Origin of the sequence: Microlunatus soli, from assembly GCF_900105385.1 — a bacterium.
Taxonomy (GTDB): Bacteria; Actinomycetota; Actinomycetes; order Propionibacteriales; family Propionibacteriaceae; genus Microlunatus; species Microlunatus soli.
The window spans coordinates 5,037,613-5,060,282 of the sequence record NZ_LT629772.1; the positions used below are offsets into that span (position 1 = coordinate 5,037,613).

A 22,670-nucleotide genomic window follows, 5' to 3' on the forward strand; every position below is an offset into this window, starting at 1 on the left:
GACCTCGAAGGGTCGGCGGTTCATGGTCGAGGACGATGCAGTGATCGAGGAGTGAGAGCAGTGACGCAGGTCGCAGAGGGAGCCGGCGCCGCGAGTCCGGTTGCCGACGAGAGAGCGGTTGCCGACGAGCGAGCGCGGTACGACGCCGGTGCCGCCCAGGAACGCTGGCAGCAGTACTGGGACGAGCACCAGACGTTCAAGGCCCGCGATGACGGGTCGAAGGAACGCCGGTACGTCCTCGACATGTTCCCCTACCCGTCCGGTGACCTGCACATGGGGCACGCCGAGGCGTTCGCGATGGGTGACGTGGTCGCCCGCTACCAGCGGTTCCGCGGCTTCGACGTGATGCATCCGATCGGCTGGGACTCCTTCGGGCTGCCGGCCGAGAATGCCGCGATCAAGCGCAACTCGCACCCGGCGGAGTGGACCTATGCCAACATCGACACCCAGGCCAACTCGTTCCGGCGCTACGGGCTGAGCCTGGACTGGTCCCGAGAGCTGCACACCTCCGACCCGGAGTACTACAGGTGGACCCAGTGGCTGTTCCTGAAGTTCCGGGAGCAGGGTCTGGCCTATCGCAAGGCGAGCTACGTCAACTGGTGCCCCAAGGACCAGACGGTGCTGGCCAACGAACAGGTCGTCCAGGGGCTGTGCGAGCGCTGCGGCACCCAGGTCACCAAGCGCGAGCTGACCCAGTGGTTCTTCAAGGTCACCCAGTACGCCGACCGGCTGTTGGACGACATGGAGCAGCTGGAAGGCGGTTGGCCCGAGCGGGTGCTGACCATGCAGCGCAACTGGATCGGCCGGTCCTCCGGCGCCTATGTCGACTTCCGGATCGAGGGCCGGGAGGAGCCGGTGACGGTGTTCACCACCCGACCCGACACCCTGTACGGCGCCACCTTCTTCGTCGTCGCTCCCGACGGTGCGCTGGCCTCGCAGATCGTCACCGATGATCGACGGGACGAGTTCGAGGCGTACCTGGAGAAGACGAAGTCGGAGACCGAGATCGAGCGGCAGTCCACCGACCGGGAGAAGACCGGCGTCTTCCTGGGCGTGCACGCGATCAACCCGATCAACGGCGAACAGATCCCGGTCTACGCCGCCGACTACGTGCTGGCCGACTACGGCACCGGCGCGGTGATGGCGGTCCCGGCCCATGATCAACGCGACCTGGAGTTCGCCCGGAAGTTCGGCATCGACGTCCGCGTTGTGGTCGACACCGGCGAGCCGGATCCCAACGAGACCGGGATCGCGACCGCCGGCGACGGAAGTTACGTCAATTCTCCTGCCCTGGAAGGGATCACCGACAAGGCGACCGGGGTGGCCAAGATCATCTCGGCGCTGACCGAGCAGGGCGTCGGTCGGGAAGCGATCACCTACCGGCTGCGGGACTGGCTGCTGAGCCGACAGCGGTTCTGGGGTGCCCCGATCCCGATCATCCACTGCGAAAAGTGTGGGGAGGTGCCCGTGCCCGAAGATCAGCTGCCGGTCGAGTTGCCGTATCTGACGGGCACGGACCTCAACCCCAAGGGAACCTCGCCGCTGGCCGCGGCGACCGACTGGGTGAATGTCGACTGCCCGCAATGCGGGGGACCGGGGACCCGGGACACCGACACGATGGACACCTTCGTCGACTCGTCCTGGTACTTCTTCCGCTACTGCTCGCCGACCGATGATCACCAGGCGTTCGACCCCGAGGCCGTTGCCCGGTGGATGCCGGTCGCGCAGTACGTCGGCGGCGTCGAGCACGCGATCCTGCACCTGCTGTACATGCGCTTCTTCACCAAGGTGCTGTACGACATGGGGCTGATCACCTTCACCGAACCGATGAAGCGGCTGCTGAATCAGGGCCAGGTGATCAACAAGGGCAAGTCGATGAGCAAGTCGCTGGGCAACGGGGTCGACCTGGGTGCGCAGATCGACGAATTCGGTGTCGACGCCGTCCGGCTGACCGTCGTCTTCGCCAGCCCGCCGGAGGAGGACGTCGACTGGGCCGACGTGTCACCTGGTGGTTCGCTGCGCTTCCTGCAGCGCGCGTACCGGCTGGCCGCCGACGTGACCAGCGATCCGGGCGTCGACTTCGCGGCCGGTGACGCCGGCCTGCGGTCGACCGCGCACAAGCTGTTCGCCGACATCACCGACTGTATCGAGGGCCAGCGGTTCAACGTCGCCATCGCCCGCATCATGGAGCTGGTGAACGCCACCCGCAAGGTGATCGACAACGGTTCCGGGGGCGACGATCCGGCCGTTCGTGAGTCGGCCGAGATGATCACCAAGGCGCTGAGCCTGTTCGCGCCGTACGTCACCGAGGAGATGTGGGAGCTGCTGGGACACCGGCCGTCGGTCGCGGACTCCGGCTGGCCGGAGGTCGACCAGAGCCTGCTGGTCACCGAGCAGGTCACCTGCGTGGTCCAGGTCAAGGGCAAGGTCCGGGCCCGGCTGGAGGTCTCCCCGACGATCAGCGAGGACGACCTGCGCGAGCTGGCGCTGGCGGACGAGAACGTCCAACGCACTCTGGACGGCCGTGAGATCGCCAAGATCATCGTCCGGGCGCCCAAGCTGGTCAGCATCGTCCCCGCCTAGCCTGGCCGACCTGCTTCCCAACAGCCGCACCATTTGCGTACGTCCGCACCAGGTATACCCGGTGCGGAGGTACGGAACCGGTGCGGCTGTTGGCTTTGCGCGCACAAAAGCGGGTGCACGCGCACGGGGAGCGGCGTACAGTCGTGGGCTGCTGTGGAACGTCAGACCAACGACATCGGGGGAAGGAGGCGATCGGCCATGAAGTCCCCGATCTAGCCGACAGTCCTTGTCGGCGGAAGGAGCTTCATCATGGCTACTCGCCGTTTCTACCGCCGCCGGTTCCTCAACCGGCGGGGCTATCACGCGGGCGCATACGTGCTCGCCGACCTTCAGATCCTCAAGGACACCTCCGGCGAACGCACGGTCGACGCCGATCTGACGATCGCCGACTGCTCCCGTGTCACCTCGCTCGATCTGAGCGCCTACAACGTCGGTGACGCCCGCAATGCGCTGCACAAGGCGCGGCTGCTGCGCGCCATCGTGAACGATTTCACTGACGCCTTCGAGGAAACGCTCGCCGAGGTGTACCCCAAGCTGAAGTGATCATCGCCTGGCCGAAGCCACTGACAAGCGGGTCAGAAACACCGACATACCGCTGTCGTCCCGGGACGCCAGGATCGGTTCCGGGCCCGTACCGAGCGTGCCCGGAACCGAGGAGATGATCATGAGCAATCTGGATACCCTGGCCCGTTGGACCCGGCTGTGGAACGGCGATCTCGATCAGGCCGAGCAGATCTGCCGCCCGGACTTCAGCATCCACTTCGGTGGTCTGGGCATCGCTGACGAGGCGGACACGATCAGGACACCAGCGGGACTCCGTCGACTCATCGGCTCGTTCCGTGCGGACCGCCCCGGTTTGGGCTACGGCCACGTCCGACTGATCGACGGCGGTGATCATGGTGTCTCGATCTGGAACGCCGACCGGAACGATCTCCATGTCGGTGGGATCGATGTCTTCGACTTCGACGACGGGTTGATCAGCCACGTCTACTCTGTGACCGGGCAGCGTCCGATGTCCGGTTGATCCGGGCGGACCCAGAAGTCGAGGATCGGAGATGCGGTGAAACGTTCGGAACGGTTGTACGCCCTTGTCGATCATCTCCGCGCGCGGTCGCCGCGCCCGATCCCGGGCCGGACACTGGCGGACACGTTCGAGGTGACCGTCCGGACCATCGAACGGGACATCCTGGCCCTGCAGCAGTCGGGAGTCCCGATCTATGCCGAGCCGGGGCGCACCGGAGGCTATGTGATCGATCGGGAGTTCTCGCTGCCCCCACTGCAGTTCAGTGCGACCGAAGCCACGGCGATCATCGCCGGGCTCTCGCTGCTCGCCGGGTCACCCTTCGGCGGCGAGACACAGGCTGCGATCGACAAGATCATCTCGGCGCTGCCCGAACGCCGACACCGGAAGGCGACAGAGCTGTTGTCCCGCACCTATCTGATCGGGGCCGGGCGGGACCTCCTCACCCGGGATCGCGTCCTGCCGCGGGCGATCGTCGATGGCGCGGTGCTGTGGATCAGCTACAGCGATGCGAACGGTGCGATCTCCGAGAGGTCGGTCGAGCCGCTCGGACTGCTGCACGGCGGCGACCAGTGGTATCTGATCGGCTGGTGTCGCGCCCGGGGCGGAGTACGAGGTTTCCGCACCGATCGGATCCGGTCGGTCGACGTGACTGACGAGCATGCGCCGCAACGACCCGAGGCGGTGATCGCCGCGGACCTGGAGCGATGGGCAGCCCACAATCTCGCCGACGACCGATGAGGACTGCCGGACGTCACCAGCTGTTCAGGCGCCGGCCAACCGGGTGATCAGCCCGAGGTGATCGGTGCCGTCGATCGGGAAGGTGTCGATCGCGGTGACGGTGAGTCGTCGGTTGACCAACACATGATCGATCTGGATCAGCGGTGGCAGCAGCCGCACGTTCGCCGGATAGGTCGGCAGCCAGCCGCGGCCGACGATGTCGGTGGCGGAGACGAAACCGTGGCGTTCGAGCCGGCGCAGTGGCCGGTGGTCGCTGGTGGCGTTGAAGTCACCGGCAATCACCTCGGGGCGACCGTCGAGCTGCTCAGCACGGCTCAGCAGCGACCGATGCTCGGTGACCCACAGATCCCCGCCACAGAAGGGATTGCACGGATGGGCGGCGATCAGGTTCACCGGGCCGATACCGGGCACCGCCACAGTTGCCGACCACTGCGGGCTGGTCGATCGCAACTCCTTCGCGTCGGTCAACGTAAACCGGGACAGGATCATCGACTGGTTGCCCGACGAGATACCCGCCGGGACCACCGAGTCCAACCTGTCGGCGGTCGCGTCCCGGACTGCGGTGTAGGCGGTCGGCGTCACCTCGACCAGGATCAGGATGTCGACCCGCTCGGCGATGCTGCGGATCTGATCCACATCGGCCGACCCGATCTTCATGTTGAGACTGGCCACCGTGAACGGTGCCGTCCGGGCCGGACGCCGGTCCGCGACGAACTGTGGGCCGATCCAGATCAGCTGCATGATCAACAGCAGCGCGCTGACGCCGGTCAACAGCGCCAATGCGAGTCGCCGGCGTGCACGCACCAGAGCGATCGCAAAACAGACGGTCGCGATCAGATCGGCCACCAGGCCGTACGGGATGAACGCCGCCACCATCGCCGCGGTGTTGTTCTCCGGCGGCACCAGATACAGGAATCCGGCGGCGATCCCGGGCAGGATCGTGAGGATGCCGATCGACACCCAGAGCGACTGCAGTGGACGTGCCTCGGGCGAGCGGTAGACGCTGACAGGTGGGGGCGGTCCCGTCATCGGCCGCGACGGGCCAGGTGCGGGTTGCGGCGGAGCATCCGGATCTCGTTGGGGTAGGGCGGGAACTCGGCGTCGCGTTCGTCCTCGGTGTCGGTCCACCCGTGAGCCCGGTAGAAGCCGCGGGCGACCTCGTTGTCCTCCAGCACCCACAGCTCGATCTCCGGGGTCGAGACGTCGGCGAACAGCTCGTCCTCGGCGGCCGCCATCAACTCCGATCCGATGCCCTGACGCTGATAACCCTCGCCGACCCCCATGTGGTGGATGGTGTCGATGCCGATGCTGACGTAGCCCGCCGGTTCGCCGTTGACCTCGGCGATCATGGTCTGTCGGGTGCGATCGTCGAGCACGGCCTGCCACCGTTCACGAATGTCGTCCTCGGGGAACCCGTAGCGATCCGGCGGGAAGATGTGACCGAGCCGAGCAAGACTGGCCGATCGTTCGAGTTGGGTCAGCAGTTCGGCATCGTCCTGATGGGCGAACCGGATCTCGGCCGGATGGGGTTCGTCGACCGCGGGCTCGACCGGCCGGTGGTAGCCGTCGCGGATCCTCCAGAGCTCCTCGGTGATCTTGTCGGCCCGGGTGTGTCGCTCCGCCTTGATCGCTCCGGTCGGCTTCTGGATACACCAGGCGTCGATCTCCTGCTCGGCTGTCCCGACCATCAGGCCGTCACCACCGGGCGCGAAATGGGTCACGTCGGCGAAGTCCAGCCGATGGGTACGGAAGGGATTGACGATGGTGAGTTCCGCGCCGTCGGCGATCAACCGGGGATGCAGCCCCAGCCGCCAGCCGAAGAACAAGGTCAGCAACGCCAGCCCACCGATCACCGACAGCACCAGCACCTGCTGGTCGCCGAATCCGGTCACACCGAGCCAGAGGCTGAGTGCGGCCGCGGCCGGGATCGCGATGCCGATCACCACCATCAGGACGATGACCAGGACGATCGTGCTGCGGGTACAACGCCAGACCCGACGGGGCTCGGTCGCGGACGGGTCGACCGGGACGCTCGGTGCGGCCTGTTCGGCAGGCTTCGGGTTGTCGGCGCCGGACGGTACGACCGTGTCGTCGTCGCTCTCGCCGGCATCGGTCTGCGAGCTTCGGTCGCCCGCACCGGCGGCGACCTTCGCGATCTCGGCGGTGTCGTCGCCGGCTTCGGACTCGCTCTCCTCAGCGGCGTCAGTCCTGTTGTCGGCCGACTCGGGGTCGGCTGCGGTGTCTCGGGCAGCGGCGGGTGCCGGCTCCTCGTTGGCCGGCTGCGCCTTGAACGGCGCGTCCGTCGTGGACTTCGTGGTCGGCTGGTCCTTGGTTGCCTGGTCCTTGGTTGCCTGGTCCTTGGTCGCCTGATCGCTGGACGTGTCGTGGTCGGCTCGTCCGTCCGAGGCAGGCTCCGCCGGCTTCGGGGCGCCTGCCGTCGCTGCTGTCTCGTCGGCGGCAGCAGGCTGGTCCACGGGCGCCTGACCACGTCGCTTGGTGCGCTTGAGCAGCCGGCCGAGGCCGGACCGCCTTGTGTCGTCGGGGTGCGCGGGAGGAGTGCTGTTGTTTGCGGCGCTTGCGGGGACAGCGGATGCGTCGGGCGCGGTCGGCTCGATCTGCATCGTCGGCTCGTCCACCGTCGGGTCCGACGGTTTGCGTCCGGTCTCGGCTGGCATGCGGTGGTCCTCGGTTGCAGGTACGACGAACTCGTACGCCCGCCGGCCAGCAGGTCGCAGAGCGAAGCCAACCTACCCCGGCTGAGGGCGAAGAACCGAGATTACAACTCGGTGATCTGTCCACAGGTTGACGAAACACTTGTCGCGGTCTCCGACAGCAGTTCGAAGCGTCATCCACAGGGCGAACGGCCCGTCCTTCGACTCCTTAGTGTTCGGTTGTGGGAGGACAACGACGGACGACGACCGACCGACAGGTCGAGGAGCGTCTGGCCGTGCTGTTGCGACCCGGCCCGCGGCGGGCGAGGCCCGGCCCCGACGACGCCGACGATGACACCCTGATCGGCGACCGGGCAGCGGACCTGCCCGCGGTCCGCGCCGACGCCGACGAGCAGCCGGACGCAACCGGCGACGACCGGCGCGAGCCCGACGACGGGTTCCTGCGTCCTGCTCTGGACCCGACGTCTGAGGTGCAAGAGCGGGGGACTGCCCGTGATCCGAGGTTCGACGGGGTGCAACGGGCCGGCGCGGCTGGCGCGGTTGCCGGTCTCGGAGGCCGGTTGCGAGCGATGCTCCGGCTCGACCAGTTCGGTGCCTTCGGACGCCCACAGCTGCTGGTGATCGTCGTCATCGTGCTGCTCGGACTCGGATTCGGCGGCTGGGCCGTGCTGCGGGCCCGGCCGGTCGCGATCGCGGCCCCGCAGCCGGTGCAGAAGGCGTCGGCCGAACCGTCGGGCTCGAAACCGGCGCCCACGCCAGAAGCGTCCGCGGCACCCTCCGGTACGCCCACTGCCACACCCGGCGCATCCGATCCGGCCGGCGGCCGGTCGACCACGATCAAGGTCCACGTCCTGGGAGCCGTGCACGACCCCGGGGTCGTCACGCTGACGTCCGGCGCCAGGGTGCAGGACAGCCTGGACAAGGCCGGCGGCGTCAAGAAAACCGCCCACCTCGGCGATCTCAACCTCGCACAGCAACTGGTGGACGGTCAGCAGGTCTTCATCGGCCGTGGTGATCACGGCAGCGAGGTGCGCGGGCCCGGCCCTGACGCCGGCTCGAACCCGCCGAATCCGGTGCCGTCGGGTGCTGCCTCGTCGGGTGGTGCCCCGTCGGGTGGTGCGTCGCCGGTCGGTCCGGCCTCGGGACCGGTCGATCTCAATACCGCGACTCTCGACCAACTCGATGCACTGTCCGGCGTCGGACCGGTCACGGCGCAGAAGATCCTCGACTGGCGGACCGAGCACGGCCGCTTCAGCTCCACCGAGGAGTTGCAAGAGATCGACGGAATCGGCCCGAAGACCTACGCCGATCTTGCACCGCAGGTGACGGTATGACGGAGCCGACCGCGTCGGCAGAGCAATCTCCGCGTTCCGATCTTCGGCTGGTGCCGATCGCTGCGGCCGGCTGGGCCGGTAGTTGGTTGGGGACCGCGGGCAGGCCGCTGATGATCATGATCGGCGGCGCTCTCCTGGTGGTCGTCGTCCTGACGGCAACGCTTCGGCGGTCCTGGCTGCTGGCGGCCACCGCACTGATGCTGGCAGGAGCGCTCGGGCTCGGTTGGCTGCAGGCGTTCGCGTTGACCGGGTCGGCGGTCGGCCGGCTGGCCGGCTCCGGAGCCATCGCCCGGATCCACCTGGTCACCAAGGCGGATCCGATGATCAGGCCGCCCGAGGGCGTCCGCGGCGAGTATCTGACGGTCCGTGCGGTCCTGACCCAGGGCGACGGCAGGGGCCTGCAGTGGCGGGAACGGACACCGATCCTGCTGACGGCCAGTGGTGACGCGGTGCCCGGGTGGCGCGGCATGATCGCCGGCAGTTCGATGGTTGCGACGGTCAAACTGCAGACTCCGCAGCCGGGTTCGGACTTCGCCGCCGTGGCCCGTGCGGTCGGGCCGCCGAGGGAGGTCAAGCAGCCAGGACCGGTCGGTCTCTTCGTCGAACGGGTCCGGAGCGGACTGCGGCAGGCCGTCGCGCGCGGATCGCCGGAGCAGCGAGCGCTCGTTCCGTCCCTGGTGCTGGGCGACACCGCCGGGATCACCGACGACATCAAGGCCGACTTCCTGACCACCGGCCTGACCCATCTGACTGCCGTCTCCGGTGCCAATCTGGCGATCTTGATCGCGTTCTTGATGGTGTTGGCGCGGTGGGGCGGGGTGCGGGGTTGGTGGTTGCGGGTGGTGGGGTTGGCGGCGGTGGTGGTTTTCGTCCTGTTGTGTCGGACCGAGCCGTCGGTGTTGCGGGCGGCGGCGATGGGTTTGGTCGCGTTGGCGGCGTTGGGGATGTCTGGTCGGGCGGCCGGGCTGCGCAGTCTGTCGGTGGCGACGATCGTGTTGATCATGGTCGATCCGTGGTTGGGTCGGTCGTTGGGATTTGCGCTGTCGGTGCTGGCCACCGGTGGGATCGTGTGGTGGGCGCGGCGTTGGGTCCAGGCGATGCAGCGGTGGTTGCCGGTGATCTTCGCTGAGGCGGTGGCGGTGCCGTTGGCTGCGCATCTGGCGACACTGCCGGTGGCGGCGGCGATCTCGGGGCAGGTCAGCATGGTGGGGATCCTGACCAATGCGATCGCCGGACCGTTCGTCGGGCCGGCCACGGTGCTGGGGTTTGCGGCGGCCGGGCTGTCGCTGATGAGTGGCATGATCGCCGGCTGGGTCGGTCTGGTGGCCTGCTGGGCGGCGCAGCCGATTTTGTGGACGGCGCATTTCGGGTCGGCCCTGCCGGGTGCGTCGTGGAGTTGGCCGTCGAGTGCGGTCGCCTTGCTGGTGTTGGGTGCCGGTTGTCTGGCCGTCGCGTTGGTGATGCCGTGGGTGTTGCGGAGTCGGTGGTTGGCGCTGGGTGTCGCGGTGTTTATGGTCGTTGCGGTGGTCCGGGCGCCGGTGCAGCCGGGTTGGCCGCCGAAGGATTGGCTGTTGGTGGCTTGTGATGTCGGTCAGGGGGACGGACTGGCGGTGCGGGTGGGTGATCGGCAGGCGATCGTGATCGATACCGGTCCGGATCCGGCTCCGATCAGGCGCTGCCTGGACCAGCTCGGCATCCGCCGGGTTCCGTTGTTGATCTTGAGTCATTACCACGCTGATCATGTCGGTGGCCTGGAGGGTGTGTTGGCGGGCAGGCGGGTGGAGCGGGTATGGACCTCGCCCTATCCGTCGCCGCCGCAGGAGGCCGCCGGGGTCGCGGATGTGGCCGGCGAGCTCGGGATCCCGTCGACGGTTCCCGAGGTCGGCGTCCGGGCGACCGTGGGGGCGGCAACGGTGGCCGTGCTGGGTCCGTCCGATCGTGCCCCGACACCGACGCTGGCTGCGGACGGGGAGTCGTCGACGGAGAACGATCTGTGCCTGGTGGTCAAGATCACGATTGGCGGCGTACGGCTGCTGTTGACCGGTGATGTGGAGCCGGCGGAGCAGGAGCGGGTGTTGGCGTCGGGTGTTGATCTTGGTGCTGATGTGTTGAAGGTGCCGCATCATGGGTCGTCGCGGCAGGATGCTGGGTTTGTGGCGGCGACGGGTGCGCGGGTGGCGATCGCCAGTGCCGGGGTGGACAACGATTATGGTCATCCGGCGCCGCGGACGATGCAGCTGTTGCGTGGTGATGGGATGACCGCGTTGTGCACCTGTCAGCGGGGGTCGATCGCGGTCGCGGCGGCGAAGGCTGGGGGAGGTGATCTGGTGGTGATCACCCAACGAACACCATGATTGTTGGTACTGGGCAGGATACCGAGGAGTCGCTCAGGGTGGGCTGTGACTCCATGACCGGTCGCGCTCCGGATGGTTGCGATGACTGGTGTGTCGGGATGAGTTCGTTACCGCGGCTGCTACCCGGTTTCGTGGCGCCGGCTTGCTGTGCCGGCCTCCGTGAGGGACCATCTATGTTTATGCGGAGCCGCGTTCAGACCATCACGCCAGCGAAGGCGGCAGAATTGTTGGAGGCGAACACCTCCAACCGGCCGTTGTCGCGTTCGACCGTTCAGTCGTTTGCCGAAGCGATGAAGCGAGGTGATTGGAAGGTCACGCACCAGGGCGTCGCTATCGACACCAACGGTGTGCTGGTTGATGGACAGCACCGGCTCGCTGCCATCGTCGAGGCTGATATGCCTGTCGAGCTGACGGTTTTCACCGACGTGCCCGCCGACACCTTCGATGTCCTCGACACCGGCAAGAAGCGCAATGCAGCTGACGTGCTGGCGATCGAGGGGGAGCGGTCGACGTTGCAGCTGGCTTCCATGGTGCGCACGGTGTGGCTTTACGACCACCGGCCCGATCTCAGCTGGTCCGGCGGGGCGGCCGCTGTTACCAATCACCAGATCTTGGCGACACTCGAGGCCAACCCGAAGCTCCGTGACTATGTCGTCCTCGGCGAGCAGCTTTCGCAGGAGGTCGGCATGATCAAGAGCGCCGCCGGGGCCGTTAGCTACCTGTTGTCGCGGGTGAACACGCAGCGGAAGCTGCAGCCGTGGTTCGACGGCATCATTGATGGCGCAGGGTTGACCCGTACCGATGCCCGTCTGAAGTTCCGCAACCTGATGCTGAACATGGCACGCCGGCAGGCCGGCGAGGTGCGGCGGCGACGCGACACTCGCGAGCATGTCGGCCTTTACCTGACGGCATTCAACGCCTGGGCCGCTGGGGAGAGCGTGTCCCGCTTGAGGTACGCAACTCGCGACCCGATGCCTGTCATCTCCAAGATCTAGGAGCCCCGCTGCATGAACAAGATGCCCCGAAGCCGGGTGACCGAGTCGGCGGGTTGGTCGACTCTCTCATCTGGCACCCCCTAAACCCTGCCTCTACTTGTTGAGTGCATCGGCCGCCGACGGTGGCCACGGCAATTGCCAGGCGTATCTGTTGCCGGTCAGCGTGTCGGCTGCTGCGGGCCCCCAGCTTCCGGGCGCATACCGGTGAACCGGCGGAGGATAAGCGATCAATGGCTGGAGAATGCGCCAGCTTTCCTCGATTGCGTCGTCGCGTGCGAAGTATCGGTTGTCTCCGTTCAGCGCCGCATGGAGCAACCGTTCGTACGGTGGCAGGGGCTCGCCCAGGTCGCCGCTGAAGGTGCTGATCAGTGGTACTTCACGCCAGGTGAGGTCTCGGTCCAAAGCGGAGATCCGCAGTTGCATCCCGGCATCGGGGTCGATCCGTAGCACGATCTGATTGGCGGGTACATGCGACGGGGCGGGAAGGAACGCGGGTCGAGGTGGTTCGCGAAGAATCAGCCGGACCTCGGTTGCCCGGACCGGAAGTTCCTTGCCGGCCCGGATCAGGACGGGCACGCCCGCCCAGCGCCAGTTGTCGATCTCCAGACGAACGGCTGCATAGGTTTTCGGTTGTCGAGTTGGGAGCGACTCCAGTGGTCCCGCGATAACCCTCGTATTGGCCACGCACGTAGTGCTGAACCTCGGCTGTGAGGATCGCGCGCAACACCTCGACCTTCTTGTCCCATCGCCTACTCTCGGAGTCCCCGGCCGGAAGTCTTGCCGTGTGGAGATCTGCCTGGTGTCAGGCGTGGTGTAGACGTTGACATAGCGGGGCAGCAGCGAGCTGGACGTTCGATCCGGTCCGAGTGGTCGAAGACGAGCGACTCACCGACCGCTGTAGGGTGCCTGTCGCCGATCCTGTCCGACAGTGCCGATCCTCCGCTCGGCTGGATGGTGCCCGGCGAGGTCGGGGTGTCTGCCCGCCGACGGGCCTACCATCGGGAGCTTGCCGAGTGTGGCAGTCCGCGAGCCTCTCAGCTGACGCGATTGATTGGCGATCCGTGTCGCAGGTGGGCCGGCGGAACGTGTTCGCAAAACCATCAGAAGTGTCGCGACGGCAGGACGCCATGACCGCGAAGGTCAACTTCGGATATCAATAGGTCATCTTCGGCCATGGTGGTCACGGCTTCGACCCGCGACGGTAGGTGCACGGCCGAACCCGTCAACGTGCGGAGACTGCCGACCTGACTGCACCGGGATGAACCCGGTGTCCGTAGCGCACCGGGAGAGCCATGGGCACCATCGACGCTGCCATTCGATCATCCTCACGCCGGATCCTTCCACTGCTCGCCGCTGCTGTCGTGCTGACGACGGTGGCCACGGTAGGTGTCACCCCCGCAACGGCAGGGCCCGCCGTGCGGCCACCGGCGCCCACAAGCGCGCCGGTCGTGATCCCATCGCTCAGCAACTGGCAGCCCGCACCTGGAACCTTCGAGTTCGGCGAGCGCACCCGGATCGTGCTGGGTCCCAGCGCGCCAGCTCTGAAACGAACCGCTCGGACCCTCGCCGAAGACCTCGCGTCACGCTTCAGGACAACGACGCCCGTGGTCGAGCGGTCCAAACCGCAGAAGGGCGACATCGTCCTCGGTGTAGACGGGCACCGTGATGACCTGGGGGCCGAAGGCTACGAGATGGTGGTGAGCGACATCGTGTACATCACCGGAGCAACAGACGACGGTGCGTTCTACGGCACTCGGACCTTGATCCAAGCGCTCGCGCCGAACCACCAGATCGCCGCAGGACGGACGGTCGATGTGCCGCGCTTTCCTGAGCGGGGAGTCGAAATCTGCCCGTGCATGGTCAAGTTGTCAATGGCGAGAATGCAGCGACTGTTTCGCGAGATGGCGTTTCTTAAGCTCAACTACATGCTGCTGCCCTTGAAGATGATCAGCACCTCGCATCCCGAAACCAACCAGTGGAGCTACTACACCCGAGCTGAGGCCGAAGAACTCGCCGCGTTGGGAATGAAGTACCACGTCGAGGTGATACCGGAGATCAACGCGCCGGGTCACATGGAGCCGTACCTGTTCGATCGCCCTGATCTGCAGCTCACGGATCGGAACGGCAACCATAGCCCAGCACGCATGGATATCACCAAACCCGCGGCGTTCGACTTCTACACCGATCTCATCGACGAGTACGTCGGCGTCTTCCCCGGCCGTTACTGGCATCTCGGTGCCGATGAGTACATGACGTTCTCATCCTACGATTCCTACCCACAGATTGGCGCATACGCCCGCGAGAAGTTCGGACCAGACGCACGTCCGGAGGATGCATTCATCGACTTCATCAACAGGGTCGACGCCCACGTCAGGGGCACCCACGGGCGTACCATCCGCATCTGGAATGACGGCCTCCCCAGACGCAACGTCATCCCCGCTGAGCAAGGATCGCACCCAGGCCTGAACACCGATATCGTCATCGAACACTGGCTTCCGAGCGAGGTGCTGCCTGAGGATTTCGTCGCCGCGGGATACACCATCATGAACGCTGCAAGCTCTCTGTACGAGGATCGCGGCTCCCGACCTTCTCCGCACTCGCTCTGCCCCCTGGACGCGACGCTGCATGACTGCGTTCAAACGCTCTGGAATGATGGGTGGGGGCCAACGACGTTCGAAGACGGGTCGAGCATTGCCGCGGGACCGCAGCTGACCGGGGCGCATCTCAGTCTTTGGCAGACCGATCCCGCCGCTGAAACCGAGCGCCAGATGGAGCAGGCAACCGCGTTGGCGCTGCGGTTCATCGCCGAGCGGACCTGGGGAGACGCGACATCTTTCATTTCTTACCGCGACTTCGTCGACAGGTCCCAAGCGCTCGGCAGAGCGCCGGGTTTCGCTGACTCCCTGGCGTTGCCGTTGGCCAGTGATGGAACCTACACCGTCCGCAGCGTTGGAGCCGGACCTCGCGGGTTCCTCACCGCCGAGAACGAGGAACCCGACAGTCACCTGCGCGTGGGAGACGCTCCCGCGGCATGGCAGCTCAGACGGACCGATGACGGCTACTACCAAGTCGAATCACCAACCAGCGGCCTCTGCATGGGCATGGATCTGCCCGGAGGCATCGCGCTATTGGAGTCAGATCCCGGCGTCGGGGCAGAGCCAAATCAGCAACCCTGCGACTCCCGCGCAAACGCTCAGAAGTGGGAGATCACCCGCAATGGCCGATCGCTCTACACGATCACCAATGCACTATCCCAGCTGGTCACCCGGGGCGAGGCCGACGGGACCGTCGTGCAGGACGTTCCCAATAAACCGCGCGCGAGTTGGGACATCCAGCTCGAGGTCGCCGCCACCTTGAGGGTCGAGTCCGAAACGCGGCTGCTCGAACCGAACCAGCCGAACACAGTACAGCTGAGGTTGGAGAACCACGGCAGCCACGACCTGCACAACGTCGAACTCAACCTAATTGCACCAGATCATTGGAGAGTGCGTTCCGCGGGTGGCGTCTCGTTCGACACAGTGGCTGCCGGCACGACCGTGCGAACCAACTTCGAGGTCATTCCACCCGACATGTCGAGGGGCACAGGTGCAGCATCTCTGCTGCGTGGCGCCGCGTACTTCGCTGGGGATGGCGGGCGGAGGTCCGTCGAGGGGACTGAACGAGTCCGCGTAGACCCTGTTGCCTGCGCCGATCCCGACACTCAACCGGTCCCAGCGGACGACGAGTTCGACGGCACACAACTGGATGGTTGTCGATGGACACGTGTGATCAATCCTGACCTGCAGACCATGAGCGTCGGTGACGGGAGGCTGCATATCATCACAGAACCTGGGGATCTGGTGGGAGGACCACCCGACGGCGCGAAGAATGTCGTGCTACAGCGGGCCCCGACAGGCGACTGGACAATCGAGACCAAGATGCAGGCACACCTGATGGAGTCCTACCAGCAGGGCGGACTGATGGTGCACGATGACGATGACAACTACGTCGAGTTCGTGCTGGCCACCGAGAATCCTCCGGGTGCGACCCCCAACCTTTACCTGTCGTTGGTCTCTGAGATGGATGGTGAGTTCCGAAAGGGTGGAGCGGTCAACCTCTTCGGACCCCCAGGGGACTCCGACGAGGTCTGCTGGCTCCGACTGAGCAAGACCGGCAGTGCCTACACCGCAGCCTTCAGTACCGATGGTGAGTCGTGGCGCCCGATGCCTGGCAATGTGACCAATCCCCAACTCCCGGACCCATACGTCGGGCTGGTGGCCGTCGGCCCGATGCAGCAGGCAGCGACCGACGTCTGGTTCGACTACTTCCGCAGTCACCGATGATTCACCGGCGATCCTCGTGGACACGGTTCTGCAACTATTCGTTATAATTCGTCACTCGCTCGGAGCAGCATGCGTGCGACCGCCAGTAGTTGTGCGTCCCGCACCGGCCACAGCGGATCGGTCAACGGCTGACGGCAGCGGAACGCCTTCGGCGGGGCGCCGTAGGTCTGATGGAACCGACGCGAGAAGTGGTACGGGTTACAGAATCCACTTCTGGCTGCAATCTCACTGATGGTGTCGTTGCTGCGCTGCAGCGCGGTCGCCGCCTGACTCAGCCTGATGAGTTCCAAGGCCCGTGATGGCCCACAGCCGTACGCGTGCTTGAAAGTCCGATGCAGGTAGCCGATGGACACGTGCGCGGAAGCAGCTAGATCGGACACCGGTACCTGCCGCTGTCCGTCCGTCGCCCAGAGTCGGGCAACATACTCACTCATCCGGCCGACCGGTGCCGGAACCTCTTCGCGGTCACTGCGGTGTGGGCCGCTGACGAACAGGTCCAGCACCAGCTGGACGATCTGATCACTGCGACGCTTGCTCTGTGCCGAGGGCTGGCCGGCCAACTCCAGCAGATAATCACACAGACCCTCCAACACAGGAGCATCGGCCAAAGTCCGCACCGATGGCCACGATGCCGGGGTGCCGAGGTGGCCAGCATCGAGCAGTTCGAAATGGACATAGGCATGTCGCGACGGGCCAGCTGTGTCCCACCGATAGCAATCGCGATTGCCCTGACGCGACAAGGCCACCGTCCCCGGACGCAGCAGCTGCGACTCCGTACCGCGGTGCTGCCCATCCGCATCCAGGATCTCGGTGCACAACTGGGCGGACCCCCGCAACAACCAGACCAGCTCGAAGTTCGGCAACAGCCGGGGGCCGTACACCGACCCCGGTGAATAGTCGGCCACCTGTACCGGGTTCTGAACGAAGATCATCAACTCCGATGAGGTCACTTTTGGATAGTAACGCGTTCGGTCTGTGTATGGGCTAACCCCGGTGTCAACTGCGAGCATGAGCCATCACCGAGCAACGGAGCACGAGATGACCACCGAGATCGCCCGCCTCCCGACCTTCGAGACCGTGACCGATGCGCTGGTCGACGCCTACCAGGAGTCCGGCTGCGTCATCCTGCGCGAGGCGATCGGGACCGATCTCGTCCGAGCGCTGAACATCGACGTGGAACGGCTGTGCCGCGGTGAACTCGGCACCATCGCCCGGGCCTCCGAACCTGCGGGTAAGGAGATGGACGCAGCAGATGGGTTGCGGGAGTTCTTGTGCATCCACTACCCGCACAAGGTCTCCGCGGCGGCATGTCAGGCACTGAGCACACCGTCCGTCATCGATGTTCTGACCCGGGTGATCGGACCGAATGTCAAGGTGATGCAATCGATGCTCTTCGTCAAAGCGGAGGGCAAACCCGGACAACCTTGGCATCAGGACGAGTACGTCATCCCAACCCGAGACCGGTCCTTGACCGCCGTGTGGATCGCCTTGGACGACGCCACCGTGGACAACGGCTGCCTGTGGGTGCTTCCCGGGTCGCATCGGCGCGGCGTTCTTTATCCAGACCGCGTCCAGAATGATCCGGGATTTGACTGCTCGATCGAGGCATTCAACCTTCCCTATGCGGACCAGGACGCGGTGCCCGTCGAGATTCCCGCCGGGGCAGCAGTCATCTTCAACGGCTACCTTCTACATAGGTCGCTGCGGAACTCCGGCCGGCACGGCTACCGGCGTGGGTTGGCTAACCACTACATGAGTGCAGAGTCGCTATTGCCCTGGCAGGCTCTTCCTGACGGGTCGCGTGTCGGCAAGCACGATTACCGCGACATCGTCCTGGTTGCCGGTCAGGATCCTTATGCTTACAAGGGGAGTGCCGATATTGCGGAGCCGCACTCCCGGCCTGACATTGACGGTGGCTGCGATCGATGACATCCAGAACCATAGAACGAACGCCACTTCGGAGCCACCATCCGCCGGCGACGATGACCTCTGCCCGAGGTCGTCGCAGTCTGCTACGCCGGATCGCCTACTATCGGTGGAGTTATCTGTTCGTCCTGCCGGGCGCCGCGTTCTTCGTGGTCTTCGCTTACATCCCGCTCGCCGGGAACGTGGTCGCCTTCCAGGACTACTCGCCATTTCGTGGGGTTGAGAGCTCGCCGTTCGTCGGATGGAGCAACTTCGCGGCCATGTTCACCGATCCTGAGGTGATCACCGCACTGACCAACACCATCATAATCAGCGCTCTACAGATCCTGTTCGCCTTTCCCGCGCCGGTGGCTCTGGCGCTGCTGCTCAACAGCCTTTTGTCGGTCCGTGTCCAACGGGTGGTCCAAGCGATCGTCTACCTTCCGCATTTCATCAGCTGGGTGGTCGTGATCGCCATTTGGCAACAAGTACTCGGCGGAGCAGGAATCATCAACGACGTTCTGGCTCTGATCGGGCTCGGCCCACAGAACGTGATGGCCGACCCCGACGCGTTCAAGCCGCTGGTCACGGCACAGGTCATCTGGAAGGAGATCGGCTGGGGCACCATCATCTTCTTCGCGGCCATCTCGACAATTCCTCATGATCGCTACGAGTCTGCGGCCATCGACGGGGCAGGGGCTTGGCGGCGAATCTGGCATGTCACGCTCCCGGGCATCATGCCCGTGATCGTGCTCTTGCTGATCCTGCGACTCGGTGCGGTCCTGACCGTCGGCTTCGAACAGATCCTGCTGCAGCAAGACTCCGTGGGCAAGGGCGCTGCACAGGTGCTCGACACCTTCGTTTACTTCCGCGGCGTCATCGGCGGCGATTGGGGACTGGCAGCCGCGGCCGGCTTGTTCAAGGGCGCAGTTGGCACTGTCATGGTCATCGGTGCCAACTGGCTGTCCAAGCGTCTCGGCAGCGAGGGGTTGTTCTGATGTCGATCGACGACCTCTCCGCAGACTCCGCCGGCGCAGGCCTTGCAACGAAATCGGGACCTGCGCACCATTCCGATCCGCCATGGCAGGAGCCGGCGCCGCGTCCGATCCAGGTCCTCAAGGTCGTGATCATCTCCCTTATCGTGCTGCTGATGGCAGGACCGTTCGTCTATGTGATCCTGACCAGCCTGGCCTCCAGATCCTCCAGTGGACATGGCGTGCTTCCGAGCGATTACTCATTCGACGCGTACCGGTCGCTCCTCGCAGGTGGTGTCGTCACCCGTGCTCTGCTGGTTTCGATCGGTGTCACCGTTGTCGGGACGGTGCTCTCGGTCCTATTCACGGTCCTTCTCGCGTTCGGGCTGGTGAGAACCCGGGAGATGCCGGGTGGTCGAGCGATCCTCTTTCTGATCTTGGCCACGATGCTCTTCAACGCCGGGATCATCCCCAACTATCTACTGGTCAAGCAGCTCGGCCTGCTGAACTCCTATTGGTCCCTGATCCTGCCGACCTTGATCTCGGCCTTCAACCTGGTCGTCGTCCGTAGCTTCTTCATGCAGCTTCCGACGGAGCTCTACGACGCCGCTCGGATCGACGGGGCAAGTGAGTGGAGGTTGTTGTGGCAGGTGGTGATGCCGCTGTCCAAAGCTGTCATTGCCGTGATCGGACTGTTCTATGCCGTCGGGTACTGGAACAGCTTCTTCACTGCCCTGCTGTACATCAACGACACATCCAAGTGGCCGATCCAGCTCGTGCTCAACACCTACGTGCTACAGGGATCACCCCTCAGTCAGATCCAGAATCCCGACATCCAGCCACCGGCACGGGCAATCCAGATGGCGGTGGTCGTGATGGCTACCCTGCCGGTCCTTATCGTGTATCCGTTCGTCCAGCGTTTCTTCACCAAGGGGGTGCTGACCGGTGCCATCAAGGGGTGACCGCGAGGCACGTCCCTTGCTCGATCGCCACTACTGCCCAACGGAGAGTTCCCTCATGATCGTTTCCCCACGTTCGCTGTCGTCGCGGCCGCTGACCCGTCGCTCCTTGCTTGGGGTCACCGCAACCGCTGCGGTCAGCACCGTCAGCGCTTGTGGCGGCACGACGAAGCCGAGCAGCACCTTCGGTGGGAGGTCGGCTCTCGACCTCCCCGCTCATGTCGATCCGCCGCCAGTGCCCGGCGCCCTGGTGAGTGACGTCCCCGGAGTACCAGTGGGGTTGACCGAGATGCCCGAGCCACTGCCGCGCTCGACGTCTGGCACCCCGGGCTCAGGGGGCCCGTTCACGACCTTCCAAGTGAACTGGGGATCCCCGCCACGACCGTTGAAGCAGAACGAGTACTGGCAGGCCTTCAACAAGCGGGTAGGCGTTGACTATCAGCCGACGCTGGTGCCGGCCGACGCCTACGAAACCAAGCTGGCCACGATGCTGTCCGGCGGGTCTGTGCCAGACATGGTCTTCCTGCACACCGACTCGGCCAACGCTCAGCGCGCGATCAAAGATGGCGCCTTTGCGGAGCTCTCGAGCGTGCTGGGCGGTGACAAGATCAAGAAGTACCCCAACATCGCCGCGGTGCCTACCTACCAATGGGAGGTGTCCGCTGTCAACAACGGCATCTACGGTGTCCCGGTAGATCTGGCTTACGTCAACGCGCTCCATGTCTACCGGCGGGACTGGGCGCGCAGTATCGGCCTCGAGAACGGGCCGCAGAACGCTGACGAGTTCTACACGCTGATGACCGAGATGAGTAAGTTGCGGCAGGACCAGTACGGGTTCGGTGGGTACAGCGACGGGGTAGCCGCCTATCTCAACGCCGCATTTCGGGTGCCCAACAACTGGAGCAACACCGGTGGGAAGCTGATCAACGCCATCGAGACCGACGAGTTCGAGGCCGCACTCGAGTACACTCGACGCCTCTGGAAGGGCGGCGCGTTCCATCCCGACGCGCTCAGTCTCGGTTCCAAGGGTGCCGAGGACCGCGCGCTCTTCGACTCCGGCGTGACAGGCTGGCAGGTGGCCTCGGCCGACAACTGGTATCTCGCCGGAGCGCTCAACGCCGTTCGAGTGAAGAACAAGGGTGCCGAGCCGGAGCTGTTGATGCCGTTCGGACACGATGGTGGCAAGTTCGCCTACCCGGCAAGCCCTGGCTTCTACGCAGTCGTCGCGATCTCCGCGTCCGCCGCCGAGAACGAGGACCGATTGGATGAGATCCTCCGCATCTTCAACTATCTTCGGGCGCCCATACCCAGCGAGGAAGGCTTCTTCCTCCGGTACGGCATCGAGGGCGTGCACTTCACATACGGAAAGAACCGAGTGCCGGTGTCTATCCCGGACTCTCCGGCACCGGCGGACCGAGACGCGATGTTCTACACGGGTCTGGTGCCTGGCGTCCTCTACTATCCCGACCCGTCGGACGTGAAAGCCAGCATCGACTACACCGAAGCAGTGACCAAGCAGAGCGTCAAGGACCCTACAGTCGGCCTCTACGCAGCGTCGTCGGCAGACTCATCGGCCAAACTCGACCAGTTGCGTGCCGACTACGTCAACGGCATCGTCTCAGGTCGCAGGCCGGCAGGCGACCTGCGAAAGCTCCGTGCTGACTGGAAGATGCAGGGCGGCGACAAAGTCCGCAGTGAATTGCAGACAGCGCTGGAGAAGGTCAGATGACCCAGGCACCGAAGCCGATCATCATCCAGAGAGGGGGCTGAGCCGTGCTGGAGTTGCCCGAACCGCGCTCGACCCATCAGCTCACGACCTTTGATCGCCGCACCGGGGTGAAGGTCATGATGGTCGAGCCAGGGGAATCCCGGATAGTTGGCGAAGCAACAGGACCCGGGTACCTTGCGCGTCTGTGGCTCACTTTCCCGGGGTGGTTCTGGGCGCATTGGGAGCCAGACAGGCTCGTGGATCAGCAGATCCTGAAGAATCTGATCATCCGGATCCATGTCGACGGGAGTCCCGAACCACAGATCGCGGCTCCCGTCGCAGATCTGTTCGGAATCGGCTTGGGACGGGTCCAAAACTTCAGCTCGCTGTGGATCGGTATGTCATCCGGCGGCTTCTATCTCGCGTTGCCGATGCCATTTCACGAGTCGCTGCGCATCGAGGTGGATAACCGCGACCCGGAGCAGCGGGTCGACCTGTTTCTCAACGCTTTGTACCAACGGGCCGCGCTTGGTTCCGATGTCCCTACGTTGCATGCCGCGTTCTCGACCGGCCGCCATCGGGGAGACGAACCGTTGGAACTGGCCGACATCCACGGCACCGGCCGCTATGTCGGCTGCACGCTCTCATGTCAAGCCGAGCCTCGAAACTACCTGGGGTTCCTCGAAGCACCCGAGCATATCTGGATCGACGGTGCCGACGACGCGCAGATCGTCGGCACCGGCATGGAGGACTACTTCCTCGGAGGCTGGTACTTCCGCGAGGGCCCGTTTACCGGTCCAGAGCATGGTCTGCCGGTCAAGAACGCCCTGGACAGCGCAGTCGCGATGTATCGCTTCCACAACCGTGACGCCATCTGGTTTCAATCCCGGCTGAGGATGGCGTTCGTCAATCCGTGGAGTCAGGATCGAGTGCGACCCTACGCGCACTCCTCGGTCGCCTTTTACTACCTCGACCGACCAACTCCCGTTCCGACTGTGGCAAACATCGCCAGCTTGGACTGCTGGTACCGGACCTCATCAACCGACCACCAGTCCTGGCCGTAAATCGACCTGACGATCATCTGGACGCCCCCTCTCGGGCC

At 65.0% G+C, this 22,670-nt stretch carries 17 protein-coding genes; 13 read left to right on the forward strand and 4 right to left on the reverse strand.

The annotated features are described in order from the left end of the window. Positions 1-60 precede the first annotated feature (60 nt). The 4 genes from leuS (at position 61) to BLU38_RS23105 (ending at position 4,345) form a co-directional block, all read left to right on the forward strand. Positions 61-2,583, forward strand: a complete 2,523-nt coding sequence (leuS, locus tag BLU38_RS23090; protein ID WP_197679823.1) for a leucine--tRNA ligase — start codon at positions 61-63, stop codon at positions 2,581-2,583. A gap of 249 nt (positions 2,584-2,832) precedes the next feature. Further along, the gene (locus BLU38_RS23095) at positions 2,833-3,126 is read left to right on the forward strand and encodes a hypothetical protein (protein WP_091527809.1); all 294 of its coding nucleotides are present in this window, start codon (positions 2,833-2,835) and stop codon (positions 3,124-3,126) included. Positions 3,127-3,247: 121 nt separating this feature from the next. Beyond that, positions 3,248-3,607: a nuclear transport factor 2 family protein gene (locus BLU38_RS23100; RefSeq protein ID WP_157683636.1), complete on the forward strand. Its 360-nt coding sequence runs from the start codon at positions 3,248-3,250 to the stop codon at positions 3,605-3,607. A 36-nt stretch (positions 3,608-3,643) separates the two neighbouring features. After that, the gene (locus tag BLU38_RS23105) at positions 3,644-4,345 is read left to right on the forward strand and encodes a helix-turn-helix transcriptional regulator (RefSeq protein ID WP_091527814.1); all 702 of its coding nucleotides are present in this window, start codon (positions 3,644-3,646) and stop codon (positions 4,343-4,345) included. Between the two features lie 24 nt (positions 4,346-4,369). On the opposite strand, the gene BLU38_RS23110 is transcribed toward BLU38_RS23105, so the two are convergent. Continuing rightward, positions 4,370-5,374 carry an endonuclease/exonuclease/phosphatase family protein gene (locus BLU38_RS23110; RefSeq protein ID WP_157683637.1) on the reverse strand — a complete coding sequence of 335 codons (1,005 nt, stop codon included), beginning with the start codon at positions 5,372-5,374 and terminating at the stop codon, positions 4,370-4,372. Then, positions 5,371-7,020 (reverse strand): GNAT family N-acetyltransferase, encoded by a 1,650-nt coding sequence (locus BLU38_RS23115; RefSeq protein ID WP_091527820.1) that lies wholly within the window; start codon positions 7,018-7,020, stop codon positions 5,371-5,373. Before BLU38_RS23115 ends, BLU38_RS23110 begins: the two co-directional genes overlap by 4 nt. A gap of 218 nt (positions 7,021-7,238) precedes the next feature. Between BLU38_RS23115 and BLU38_RS23120 the strand changes: the two genes are divergently transcribed. The 3 genes from BLU38_RS23120 (at position 7,239) to BLU38_RS23130 (ending at position 11,700) form a co-directional block, all read left to right on the forward strand. After that, positions 7,239-8,351: a ComEA family DNA-binding protein gene (locus BLU38_RS23120; protein ID WP_091527823.1), complete on the forward strand. Its 1,113-nt coding sequence runs from the start codon at positions 7,239-7,241 to the stop codon at positions 8,349-8,351. Then, positions 8,348-10,705 (forward strand): ComEC/Rec2 family competence protein, encoded by a 2,358-nt coding sequence (locus tag BLU38_RS23125; protein WP_091527825.1) that lies wholly within the window; start codon positions 8,348-8,350, stop codon positions 10,703-10,705. Before BLU38_RS23120 ends, BLU38_RS23125 begins: the two co-directional genes overlap by 4 nt. A 173-nt stretch (positions 10,706-10,878) precedes the next feature. Beyond that, complete coding sequence (locus BLU38_RS23130; RefSeq protein WP_197679824.1) at positions 10,879-11,700, forward strand: hypothetical protein; 822 nt, start codon at positions 10,879-10,881, stop codon at positions 11,698-11,700. Positions 11,701-11,793: 93 nt separating this feature from the next. Here the strand turns inward: BLU38_RS23130 and BLU38_RS23135 are convergent, their stop codons facing one another. Next, entirely contained in the window at positions 11,794-12,384 is a 591-nt protein-coding gene (locus BLU38_RS23135; protein ID WP_197679825.1) for a glucose-6-phosphate dehydrogenase (NADP(+)), read from the reverse strand. A gap of 608 nt (positions 12,385-12,992) precedes the next feature. Between BLU38_RS23135 and BLU38_RS23140 the strand changes: the two genes are divergently transcribed. After that, entirely contained in the window at positions 12,993-16,022 is a 3,030-nt protein-coding gene (locus BLU38_RS23140; protein WP_091527828.1) for a family 20 glycosylhydrolase, read from the forward strand. A gap of 41 nt (positions 16,023-16,063) precedes the next feature. Here the strand turns inward: BLU38_RS23140 and BLU38_RS23145 are convergent, their stop codons facing one another. Beyond that, complete coding sequence (locus BLU38_RS23145) at positions 16,064-16,972, reverse strand: helix-turn-helix transcriptional regulator (protein WP_157683638.1); 909 nt, start codon at positions 16,970-16,972, stop codon at positions 16,064-16,066. A gap of 88 nt (positions 16,973-17,060) precedes the next feature. On the opposite strand from BLU38_RS23145, the gene BLU38_RS23150 reads away from it, so the two are divergent. The 5 genes from BLU38_RS23150 (at position 17,061) to BLU38_RS23170 (ending at position 22,632) form a co-directional block, all read left to right on the forward strand. Beyond that, positions 17,061-17,951, forward strand: a complete 891-nt coding sequence (locus tag BLU38_RS23150; RefSeq protein WP_091532998.1) for a phytanoyl-CoA dioxygenase family protein — start codon at positions 17,061-17,063, stop codon at positions 17,949-17,951. Between the two features lie 257 nt (positions 17,952-18,208). Further along, positions 18,209-18,925 carry an ABC transporter permease subunit gene (locus BLU38_RS23155; RefSeq protein ID WP_231920000.1) on the forward strand — a complete coding sequence of 239 codons (717 nt, stop codon included), beginning with the start codon at positions 18,209-18,211 and terminating at the stop codon, positions 18,923-18,925. Further along, positions 18,925-19,863: a carbohydrate ABC transporter permease gene (locus BLU38_RS23160; protein WP_091527835.1), complete on the forward strand. Its 939-nt coding sequence runs from the start codon at positions 18,925-18,927 to the stop codon at positions 19,861-19,863. Before BLU38_RS23155 ends, BLU38_RS23160 begins: the two co-directional genes overlap by 1 nt. A gap of 382 nt (positions 19,864-20,245) precedes the next feature. Further along, positions 20,246-21,589 (forward strand): extracellular solute-binding protein, encoded by a 1,344-nt coding sequence (locus BLU38_RS23165; protein ID WP_157683639.1) that lies wholly within the window; start codon positions 20,246-20,248, stop codon positions 21,587-21,589. A 44-nt stretch (positions 21,590-21,633) separates the two neighbouring features. Further along, positions 21,634-22,632: a glycoside hydrolase family 172 protein gene (locus tag BLU38_RS23170; protein WP_091527841.1), complete on the forward strand. Its 999-nt coding sequence runs from the start codon at positions 21,634-21,636 to the stop codon at positions 22,630-22,632. Positions 22,633-22,670 lie beyond the last annotated feature (38 nt).

Bases quoted from the DNA above. Each gene is read 5' to 3' on its own strand.
- BLU38_RS23095 (WP_091527809.1), top strand. From the start codon at position 2,833: ATGGCTACTCGCCGTTTCTACCGCCGCCGGTTCCTCAACCGGCGGGGC.
- BLU38_RS23100 (WP_157683636.1), top strand. From the start codon at position 3,248: ATGAGCAATCTGGATACCCTGGCCCGTTGGACCCGGCTGTGGAACGGC.
- BLU38_RS23110 (WP_157683637.1), bottom strand. From the start codon at position 5,374: ATGACGGGACCGCCCCCACCTGTCAGCGTCTACCGCTCGCCCGAGGCA.
- BLU38_RS23115 (WP_091527820.1), bottom strand. From the start codon at position 7,020: ATGCCAGCCGAGACCGGACGCAAACCGTCGGACCCGACGGTGGACGAG.
- BLU38_RS23125 (WP_091527825.1), top strand. From the start codon at position 8,348: ATGACGGAGCCGACCGCGTCGGCAGAGCAATCTCCGCGTTCCGATCTT.
- BLU38_RS23130 (WP_197679824.1), top strand. From the start codon at position 10,879: ATGTTTATGCGGAGCCGCGTTCAGACCATCACGCCAGCGAAGGCGGCA.
- BLU38_RS23140 (WP_091527828.1), top strand. From the start codon at position 12,993: ATGGGCACCATCGACGCTGCCATTCGATCATCCTCACGCCGGATCCTT.
- BLU38_RS23150 (WP_091532998.1), top strand. From the start codon at position 17,061: ATGACCACCGAGATCGCCCGCCTCCCGACCTTCGAGACCGTGACCGAT.
- BLU38_RS23155 (WP_231920000.1), top strand. From the start codon at position 18,209: ATGTTCACCGATCCTGAGGTGATCACCGCACTGACCAACACCATCATA.
- BLU38_RS23160 (WP_091527835.1), top strand. From the start codon at position 18,925: ATGTCGATCGACGACCTCTCCGCAGACTCCGCCGGCGCAGGCCTTGCA.